This window comes from Mycobacterium sp. E3339 (assembly GCF_001666915.1).
Taxonomy (GTDB): Bacteria; Actinomycetota; Actinomycetes; order Mycobacteriales; family Mycobacteriaceae; genus Mycobacterium.
On the sequence record NZ_LZIZ01000204.1, the window covers coordinates 1 to 9927 of the forward strand.

Consider the following 9927-nt stretch of genomic DNA (forward strand, 5'->3'; position numbering starts at 1 on the left):
GGCGGGACCAGTGCAGAAACGCCGACCTCTTGGCGGCCGACCGGCCGAACGTCGCCAGCGCCGCCGGGGTCAACGTGGTCGACGTCAGCATCGCGACCGCGACGGCCAGGATCGCCCCCGTCGCCATCGACTTCAACGCCGGGGTATTGATCACGTTGACCCCGGCGGCGCTGGCGACGTTCGGCCGGTCGGCCGCCAAGAGGTCGGCGTTTCTGCACTGGTCCCGCCGGCCCGACGGCGCCCAATCCCGGTTCTGGAACCGCTGGATCGGCTGGGTGATGCGGCGGCCGTGGATGTCGGCGCTGGCGGCCTCGCTGGTGCTGCTCGTGATGGCCGCCCCGGCTTCGTCGATGGTGCTGGGCAACAGTCTGCTGCGCCAGTTCGACTCGTCGCACGAGATCCGCGCCGGGGTGGGCGCGGCGGCCGAGGCCCTCGGCCCCGGCGCCCTGGGCCCGGTTCGGGTGCTGATCACGTTCCCCGACGGCGGCGCGGCCTCGCCCGAACACGGCCAGACCATCGGCGCGATCCGGCAGCGGATGACGCAGGCGCCCAACATCGTCTCGGTGGCCCCGCCGCAGTTCGCCGAGGACAACGGCAGCGCCCTGCTGTCGGCGGTGCTGTCGGTGGACCCCGAGGACATGCGGGCGCGCGAGACCGTCGGGTGGATGCGCGCGCAGCTGCCCAAGGTGCCCGACCGGGGAACCGCGCGAGTGGACGTCGGCGGCCCGACCGCCCTGATCAAGGACTTCGACGACCAGGTCTCCCAGACCGAGCCGTTGGTGCTGGCCATCGTCGCGCTGATCGCGTTCGTGATGCTGCTGGTCTCCGTGCACTCGGTGTTCCTGGCGCTCAAGGGCGTGCTGATGACCTTGCTGTCGGTCGCGGCCGCGTACGGCAGCCTGGTGATGGTGTTCCAGTGGGGCTGGCTGAAGGACCTCGGCTTCGCCCAGATCAGCTCGATCGACAGCACCGTCCCGCCGCTGGTGCTCGCGATGACCTTCGGGTTGTCGATGGACTACGAGATCTTCCTGCTGACCCGCATCCGGGAACGCTTCCTGCACTCCGGCAACACCCGCGACGCGGTCGCGTACGGCGTGAGCACCAGCGCCCGCACCATCACCAGCGCGGCCCTGATCATGATCGCGGTCTTCGTCGGCTTCGCGTTCGCGGGCATGCCGCTGGTCGCCGAGATCGGCGTCGCCTGCGCGGTGGCGATCGCGGTGGACGCCACCGTCGTGCGGCTGGTGCTGGTCCCGGCGTTGATGGCGATGTTCGCCCAGTGGAACTGGTGGATACCCGGGTGGCTGTCCCGGATTCTGCCGTCGGTCGACTTCGACCGGCCGTTGCCCGCGGTAGACCTGGCCGACGTCGTGGTCATCCCCGACGACATCTCGGCCCTGACGGCGCCCAACGCCGACCTGCGGATGGTGCTCAAGTCGGCCGCCAAGCTCAAGCACTTGGCGCCCGACGCCATCTGCGTGACCGATCCGCTGGCGTTCACCGGGTGTGGGCGCAACGGCAAGGAGCGGCAGGGCGCCGCGGCGGCCGGGGCCGATCCGGACCGCGGCCGCGACCCCGGTCAGATCCCCCATCAGGTCAACATCGACGACGAGAAGGCGGGCGCCGTGGTGGGCACCGCCGACCGCAGGACCGGCACCAACGGGCACACCAACGGCGCCGCCGGGGCCAAGAAGCTGGTCGGGGGGCTGACCTCGCGCAACGGCATCGCCAAGGCCATCGTCGGCGCGGACCGGCCCGTGCACCCGGTCACGTTGTGGCGGGGGCGGCTGTCGGTGGCCATCGACGCGCTGGAGAGCGAGAACGGCAGCGCCGACCGGCCGCTCTACGAGCGCCGCAGCCCGGTGGAAACCACCCACGTGCAGCTGCCCACCGGCGACCGGCTGCTGGTCCCGACCGGCGCCGAGACGCTGCGCCTGAAGGGCTACCTCATCATGTGCCGTAACAGCCGCCGCGATTACGCCGACTTTGCGGATATGGTTGAAACGTTGGAGCCCGAGACCGCCGCCGTGGTGCTGGCGGGCATGGACAGGTACTACTGTTGTCAGTCGCCCAGGCGGCAGTGGATCGCCAGCCAGCTGGTCCGTCGACTCGCTGATCCCGATCCCTGCGATTTCGACGACGAGCAGGGGTCCGAGGACGACGCCCGCTCGGACTGGGAAGAGATCAGGCAGCGCTGCCTGTCGGTGGCCGTGGCGATGCTGGAGGAGGCGAGGTGACGTTGGCACCTGACCGACGCCCCGCACCGCCCCACCGGCAGGCCGCCGAGCCGCGCGGCCGCGACGGCGCGCCCGCCCCCGACCCCGACCAGCCGGTGGAGTTCTGGCCGACCTCGGCCATTCGCGCCGCCCTGCAGGGCGGCGACATCGCCACCTGGAAGCGCATCGCCGCCGCGCTGAAGCGCGATCCGTACGGGCGGACCGCCCGCCAGGTCGAGGAGGTGCTCGACGGCACCCGCCCCTACGGCATCTCCAAGGCGCTGTGGGAGGTGCTCGAACGCGCCCGCACCCACCTGGAGGCCAACGAGCGCGCCGAGGTGGCCCGGCATGTGCGGCTGCTCATCGACCGATCCGGCCTGGCGCAACAGGAATTCGCCTCCCGCATCGGGGCGAGCGCCGAGGAACTCGCCGCCTACCTGGACGGCAGCACCAGCCCGTCGGCGGCGCTGATGATCCGGATGCGCCGCCTCTCGGACCGGTTCGTCAAGGTGAAGTCGACGCGTTCGGCGGAGTCCAACTGATCACCTGATCGGCAGCACGTCCGAGACCAGCCAGGCGTCGCCGTGCTTAGTCAGCGCGACCCGCAGCGCGGGCGCCGATTGGTTGGGCGGTTGCCCCGGCGCGTTCTGGGTGACCCGCAGGATCACCGCCACGCTCGCCGCCGCCGGCCCGAGCGCCTCGACCCCGGCCGCCAGCGTGGCGGCCTGCGCGGTGACGTTGTGCTGGGCCAGCTCGGAGCTGGACTTCGTGTACTGCTCCTTGAAGGCGGCCGCGTGCTCCGGGACGATCAACGCCGTGGCCCGGTCGATCGAGCTGTCCGGGGCGCCCGGGGTGAACGACGCCATCGCCTCCGCCATCACCGTGGCGACGCGGACCACGTCACGCGAGTCGTCCTTGAATTCGCGGTCCGACTGCGTCCAATGCGTGTAACCGGTGACCACCGCGGCCACCAGCGCCGCCGTGCACAGGAAGACGACGGCCAGGCGCAGGCCCGGCGCGTCGTCGTCGGTGCCGACGCTGACCGAATCGCGCCGCAACAGCCAGAAATTCACCCCGACGCCCTCGACGATCAGCAGCACGAGCACCGAGCACACCGACACCCACCACAGCGGCCAGCCCAGCACCAGCCCGATCGCCAACAACGCCGCAATGGCCGCCAGCGGGGCCAGGATGTCGAAGGCGACCAGGCGCCAGACGTTTCTCATCGGATCGACTCCAGCCCGGAGATCATCAGCTTGCCTTCCACGTCGCACACGTCGAGGCGCAGGTTCCAGTGCACCGTCTGCGGTTTGGCGCCGGCGTTCTCACTGACCGACGTCGCGACCAGCATCACCGAGTCCAGGCGGCTGGCGAACGGCGGCAGCTTCGTGGTCACCACCGGTCGGGAGCTCCCGGGCTGGGTGTCCAGGTCGCGGTGCACCGTCTCGACGGCCACCGCCTCGATCCGCCCGGCGCTCTTGGACTGCAGCTTGTCCACCACCTGCCGATAGGGCTGCATGGCCGCGTCGAAGTCGGTGTTCAGTTCGCCGACCGTCCCGTCGTGCAGCCGCTGCAGGCTGGAGTCGACGTTGCCGCTGTTCATGTTGATCAGCACACCCGTCCAGTCGGCCGCGGTCTGCATGACGCGGGTGAGGTAGCGGCGTTCGGCCATGTCGTCGCGGTGCCCGGACCACAGGAAGAATGCGAACACCACCGCCGCCACCGACAGCACCCCGAGGACGGCCGACGCGATGCCGTACGGGGAGAACATCGGGCCATCGGCGGATTCCTCGTCGACGGCTTCGTCGGGGTCCTCGACGTCCACCTCTTCGGCCGCTGCTTCAGTTCGCTCGCCGTCTGACATGGCCCGATCGTCGCACCCGGGAAAGATGGAAGGATGGCGGGGTGACTGTAGAGGCCATTCGCTCGGGCATCGACCTGAGCCACGTCGACGACAACACCCGCCCCCAGGACGACCTGTTCGGTCACGTCAACGGCCGCTGGCTGGCCGAATACGACATACCGGCGGACCGGGCCACCGACGGGGCGTTCCGTCAGCTCTACGACCGCGCCGAAGAGCAGGTGCGCGACCTGATCATCGAGGCCAGCCAGACGGGCGCCGCCCCCGGCACCGACCAGCAGCGCATCGGCGATCTCTACGCCAGCTTCCTCGACGAGGAGGCCGTCGAGCGGCGCGGCCTGCAACCGCTGCGCGACGAGCTGGCCACCATCGACGACGCCGCCGACGCGGACGCGTTGGCGACCGCCGTGGGCGCGCTGCAGCGCACCGGGGTGGGCGGCGGCGTGGCGGCCTACATCGACACCGACGCCAAGAACTCCGCCCGTTACCTGGTGCACCTCACCCAATCCGGCCTCGGACTGCCCGACGAGTCCTACTACCGCGAGGAGCGGCACGCCGAGGTGCTGGAGGCGTACCCGGGTCACATCGCGCGGATGTTCGCCCTGGTGTTCGGCGGTGACTCGGCCGATCACACTCGGGACGCGGAGCGCATCGTCGCGCTGGAGGCCAGGCTGGCCGAGGCGCACTGGGACGTGGTCAAGCGCCGCGACGCCGACCTCAGCTACAACCTGCGCACGTTCGCCCAACTGCGCGACGAATCGCTGGGGTTCGATTGGGCCGCCTGGGCCACCGCCCTGGGCGCCGGCCCCGAGGGACTCGCCGAAGTGATTGTGCGCCAACCGGATTACCTGCGCGCGTTCGCCGAGCTGTGGCGCAACGAGGACCTCGAGGTGTGGAAGAGCTGGGCCCGCTGGCGGTTGATCCGCGCCCGCGCGTCCTGGCTGACCGACGACCTGGTCGCCGCGGACTTCGACTTCTACGGCCGCCTGCTCACCGGCGCCGAGCAGATCCGCGAGCGCTGGAAGCGGGCGGTGTCGCTGGTGGAGAGCCTGATGGGCGACGCCGTCGGAAAGCTCTACGTGCAGCGGCATTTCCCGCCGGACGCCAAGGCCCGCATCGACGCCCTGGTGGACAACCTGAAGGCGGCCTACCGGCAGTCCATCTACGAGCTGGACTGGATGACCCCGCAGACCCGGGAGCGCGCCCTGGCGAAGCTGGACAAATTCGTCGCCAAGGTCGGCTACCCGGCGAAGTGGCGCGACTACTCCGCGCTGGTGATCGACCGCGACGACCTCTACGGCAACTTCCGGCGCGGCTACGCGGTCAACCACGACCGCGAGCTGGCCAAGCTGGGCGGCCCGGTCGACAGGGACGAGTGGTTCATGACGCCCCAGACGGTCAACGCCTACTACAACCCGGGGATGAACGAAATCGTCTTTCCCGCGGCAATTTTGCAGCCCCCGTTCTTCGACCCGGACGCCGACGACGCCGCCAACTACGGCGGGATCGGCTCGGTGATCGGGCACGAGATCGGGCACGGCTTCGACGACCAGGGCGCCAAGTACGACGGCGACGGCAACCTGGTGGATTGGTGGACCGACGCCGATCGCGCCGAATTCGGTTCCCGCACCAAGGCTCTCATCGAGCAATACGACGCCTACACGCCGCGCGGGTTGGGCGGGGGCCACCACGTCAACGGCGCGTTCACCGTCGGGGAGAACATCGGCGACCTGGGTGGGTTGTCGATCGCCCTGCTGGCCTACCAGCTGTCGCTACAGGGCCGGCCCGCGCCCGTCATCGACGGGCTGACCGGAGTGCAGCGCGTGTTCTACGGCTGGGCGCAGGTGTGGCGCACCAAATCCCGTGCGGCCGAAGCGATCCGGCGGCTGGCGACCGATCCGCACTCACCGCCGGAGTTCCGCTGCAACGGCGTCGTCCGCAACATGGACGCGTTCTACGACGCGTTCGATGTGGGCGAGAGCGACGCGCTGTTCCTCGAGAAGCAGCGCCGGGTCAGGATCTGGAACTGACGGCGGCCGGCACCGGCTCGATCCGGGCCGGCACGTGCTTGTGCCACGGCGTGCCGGCGTAGGGGTCGCGCCAGTCGGTCGAGGTGAGCGCGTTCGGCGCGACGCCGGGAACCACGGTGTGCCCGTCGCCGTCGACGTAGTCCAGCCCAAAACCGTTGGGCAGGGCCGCGTGCCCGGCCAGCATGGTCTCGGTGATCTCGACGGTGGCCTCGGCGCTGCCGGCCGCGGTGCTGATGCGGACGCGGCACCCGTCGACCAGGCCCAGCGTTTGGGCGTCCTCGACGCTGACGCGCAGCGCCCCGTCCGCGTCGCGCTTGCGCCACGACGGGTCGCGGAAGATGTCGTTGGCGGTGTAGGCGCGGCGCTCCCCCACCGACAGCACGATCGGAAATTCCGGCGTGGTCAGCTGCGGCGGCGCCGCGGCCAATGCACCCAATTCGTCGAGCATCTCCGGGATCTCCAGCGCGATCTTGTGATCGGCATGGCTGATCAACGCGAAGTCGTCCTCGTAGTTGTGCGCGGTGAACGTCACCCCGGACGGGCTGTCGAGGATCGCGTCGAACAGGGCATTGCCGTCGGCGTGGCCGGCGCGGCGCACGGCCTCGGGATAGGTGAGCGCGGCCTTCTGGGCGAGCCCCCACAGGGCGGCCGCGCCGCGCAGGCCGTCCGGCAGGGTGGGCCCGAGGGTCTCGTAGAGGACGTAGGGCAGCAGCTTCGCGACCGTCGGGTTGGTCGCGGTGGCGGCCAGGAACGCTTCGGTGTACGCCTGCCGGCCGCGCTGGGCCGCCTCGGCCAGCGGCCGCAGGTCCGCGTCTTCGACGACGCCCACGACCTGGACCAGCCGGGCCCAGATCTCCGGCTCGGGCAGCGTTCCGGGCAGCGGCTCGAGCAACGGCCGGCGCAGCTGAAAGGCGTTGTGCGGGAACTCCAGATTGAAGAACGTCGCCTCCGGTTTCTCGAACTGGGAGGCCGCGGGCAGGACGTAGTGCGCGAGTCGGGCGGTCTCGGTCATCGCGACGTCGATGACGACCATCAGTTCGAGCGCTTTGAAGGCCTCCCGGCAGGCCGCCGAGTTGGCCAGCGAGTGCGCGGGATTGCTGCTCTCCACGATCATGGCCCGGAATCGGTCCGGGTGGTCGGTGAGGATCTCCTCGGGCACGACGTTGCTGGGCACCAATCCGGCGATGATCGGGGCGCCGGTGACCGGGGTGCGGCCGGAGAACTGGCCGAACAGCGGCCCGAACGCCGAATGCAGGTGCTGGCCGCCCTTTTTCGCGAAGTTGCCGGTGAAGATCCACAGCAGCTTGTTCAGATACGAGCAGAGCGTGCTGTTGGGCGCCTGCTGCACCCCGAGGTCCTCGAACACCGAGACGCTGGCCGCCGCGCCGATGCGGCGGGCCGCCGCCCGCAACAACTCCTCGTCGACCCCGCACCGTTGCGCGTAGTCGGACACGGGCACCTCGCGCAGCGCGGCCCGGACGGCGTCGGCGCCGCGCACGTGCTCGGCGAGAAACGTTTCGTCACAGAGGTTTTTTTGGACCAGGACGGCCGCCAGCGCGGCCAGGCACCACGCGTCGGTGCCGGGCCGCACCCGCAGATGGAAGTCGGACATCTTGGCGGTGTCGGTGACGACGGGGTCGATGACGATCATCGAGCGGGCCGGGTCCTTGGCGATCTCGTTGAGCACCACCCGGGCGCGGGGGAAGCTCTGCGACATCCACGGGTTCTTCCCGACGAACACCGACACCTCGGCGTGCTCGAATTCGCCTCGCGTGTGACCGCCGTACAGCTGCCCGTCGATCCAGGCCTCGCCGGTCTTCTCCTGCGCCAGGGCATTTGACCGATAGCGCGACCCCAGGGCCTTCAGGAAGGCGCCGCTGTAGGCCCCGCCCAGGTGATTGCCCTGGCCGCCACCGCCGTAGTAGAAGATCTTGTCCCCGCCGTAGCTGTCCCGGATTCGCTTGAACCCCTCGGCGATCTCGACAATCGCGGTGTCCCAGTCGATCTCCTCGAAGCTGCCGTCCGCGCGCCGGCGCAGTGGCGAGGTCAGCCGAGCGCCGCTGTTCTGATAGTGATCCAGCCGCAGCGCCTTGTTGCAGGTGTAGCCCTGCGACGCGGGGTGCGCCTTGTCGCCCCGGATGCGGGCCAGCCGCCGGTCCTCGACCTGCACGACGATGCCGCAGTTGCATTCGCAGAGGATGCAGGCCGTGGATTTCCATTCACCGGTCATTGTCAGACGTCCTTCCTGGTCGCCTCGGCCGACAGCAGGCGGTGTAGCTGGCGGTGCACGACGTCGAGGGGGGTGAGGTCGCGGCGCACGCGGGCCAGCACGATCGCGCCCTCGAGCGCGGTGGTGGCCAGCACCGCCAGGTCGGCGGCCCGCTCGGGTGCCACCCCGTCGGCGATGAAGCGCTGCGCGATCAGATCGGTCCAGCGGTCGAATACCGACGCGGCGCGCTCGACGACCGGCGCCATGCGCTCTTCCTCCCCCGCCTCCACCGAAACCGCGACCACGGGGCAGCCCGCGCGATAGTCGCTGTCGAGCAGCTGCCGGCGATACTTGTCGATCAGGGTGTCCAGCAGCGCCGGCCCGTTCTCGGCCTCGGCGATGATTGCCGCGACATGCTCGCCCGCGTAATCGACCGCCTCGCAGAGCAATTGGGTTCGCCCGCCCGGGAAATAGTGGTAGGCCGATCCGCGCGGCGCGCCGCTGTGTTCCAGGACGTCGGAGATCGCGGTGGCGTGCGCGCCCCGCTCCCTGATCAACAGCGCGGCGGAGACCACCATCCGCTCGCGTGGACTGCGCATCGCCGCTCCTCGGGTCAGACCTTATGTATGATGCTATACATAATCCCTAGGCCCGCGGAAGCCCCCCGCCTCCATTGGCGAGCAGACGCAAAATCGCCCAATTCCGGACCGGAATGGGCGATTTTGCGAGTGCTGGGCTAGGGGCTTAGTTCATCCAGTCGGCGGAGCCGTCGTTCTTCTTGTACGAGCCACCGCTGGAGTTCTTCACGACGATCGGGTCACCCGGACCGAAGTTGTCGAAGAACCACCTCGCGTTGGCGGGGCTGATGTTGATGCACCCGTGGCTGACGTCGCGCTTGCCCTGGTCGTCCACCGACCACGGCGCGCTGTGCACGTAGTCGCCGACGTTGTCGAAGCGGACCGCGTCCTCCACCGTGACCTTGTAGCCGTAGGTCGAATTCACCGGCACCCCGTAGGTCGAGGAGTCCATCACCACCGACGCCTTCTTGTCCTGCACGTAATAGGTGCCGTTGGGGGTCTGGTGGTTGCCCGACGTCATGCCCATCGACATCGGGAAGGTCTTCTCCACGGTGCCGTTGCGGGTGATGGTCAGCTGATGGGTCGCGTCGTCGGCCGTGGCGATCAGCGTGTCACCGGTCTGGAAGGTGGACACGGTCCCACCGGCGTCGACGGTGACCGCGGTGTGCGCGGGCCAGAAATTGATGGGCCGCCAGCGCAACTGCGTCGGGGTCATCCAGTAGAACTTGCCCGGGACCGGCGGCACCGACGAGACGTGCACGGCGGCGATCGCCGCGTCGGCGTTCTCGACCGTTCCGGGGAAGTTGATGATGATCGGCTGGCCCACGCCCACGGTCGAACCGCCCTTGGGGACGAACGACGGCGGGCCGAACGGCGCCGTTCCGGTGAACGGTGCGGGGTTCTGCCCGTCGGCCGAGGCCGCCGCCGGCTGTGCCGCCGGGGGCATCCACGGGGGCACAGATGCGCAGCGGGGCCGACGATCCCGACGGGGCGTCGGGCCTCTACGTGACGGCCTTCCAGGTCGCCGCCCCCA

The 9927-nt window shown here is 69.8% G+C and carries 7 protein-coding genes and 2 pseudogenes; 4 read left to right on the top strand and 5 right to left on the bottom strand.

Annotated features, from left to right (window positions below):
• On the top strand, positions 1–2237 hold a 2237-nt coding region (locus A5702_RS19045), incomplete at its 5' end, for an MMPL family transporter (protein ID WP_068222720.1).
• Complete coding sequence (locus A5702_RS19050; RefSeq protein WP_068222723.1) at positions 2234–2758, top strand: hypothetical protein; 525 nt, start codon at positions 2234–2236, stop codon at positions 2756–2758. The genes A5702_RS19045 and A5702_RS19050, both read left to right, overlap by 4 nt.
• Here A5702_RS19050 and A5702_RS19055 read toward each other — a convergent pair whose 3' ends face one another.
• Both A5702_RS19055 and A5702_RS19060 read right to left on the bottom strand, forming a co-directional pair.
• Complete coding sequence (locus A5702_RS19055) at positions 2759–3442, bottom strand: hypothetical protein (RefSeq protein ID WP_068222726.1); 684 nt, start codon at positions 3440–3442, stop codon at positions 2759–2761.
• Positions 3439–4080 (bottom strand): hypothetical protein, encoded by a 642-nt coding sequence (locus A5702_RS19060; protein ID WP_068222729.1) that lies wholly within the window; start codon positions 4078–4080, stop codon positions 3439–3441. The genes A5702_RS19055 and A5702_RS19060 overlap by 4 nt, the downstream gene beginning before the upstream one ends.
• Positions 4081–4121: 41 nt before the next feature.
• On the opposite strand from A5702_RS19060, the gene A5702_RS19065 reads away from it, so the two are divergent.
• Positions 4122–6107: a M13 family metallopeptidase gene (locus tag A5702_RS19065; RefSeq protein ID WP_068222733.1), complete on the top strand. Its 1986-nt coding sequence runs from the start codon at positions 4122–4124 to the stop codon at positions 6105–6107.
• On the opposite strand, the gene A5702_RS19070 is transcribed toward A5702_RS19065, so the two are convergent.
• The 3 genes and pseudogenes from A5702_RS19070 to A5702_RS19080 form a co-directional block, all read right to left on the bottom strand.
• Positions 6091–8337, bottom strand: coding sequence for a molybdopterin-dependent oxidoreductase (locus A5702_RS19070; RefSeq protein WP_068222735.1), 2247 nt, complete (start codon positions 8335–8337; stop codon positions 6091–6093). The two genes, A5702_RS19065 and A5702_RS19070, sit on opposite strands and share 17 nt — an antisense overlap.
• Before the next feature lie 2 nt (positions 8338–8339).
• Complete coding sequence (locus A5702_RS19075; RefSeq protein WP_156349468.1) at positions 8340–8915, bottom strand: TetR/AcrR family transcriptional regulator; 576 nt, start codon at positions 8913–8915, stop codon at positions 8340–8342.
• Positions 8916–9060: 145 nt separating this feature from the next.
• Positions 9061–9858, bottom strand: a pseudogene (locus tag A5702_RS19080) (L,D-transpeptidase family protein); the annotation flags it as partial.
• Here A5702_RS19080 and A5702_RS27045 point away from each other — a divergent pair.
• A pseudogene (locus A5702_RS27045) lies at positions 9849–9927 on the top strand (hypothetical protein); the annotation flags it as partial. The pseudogenes A5702_RS19080 and A5702_RS27045 sit on opposite strands and share 10 nt — an antisense overlap.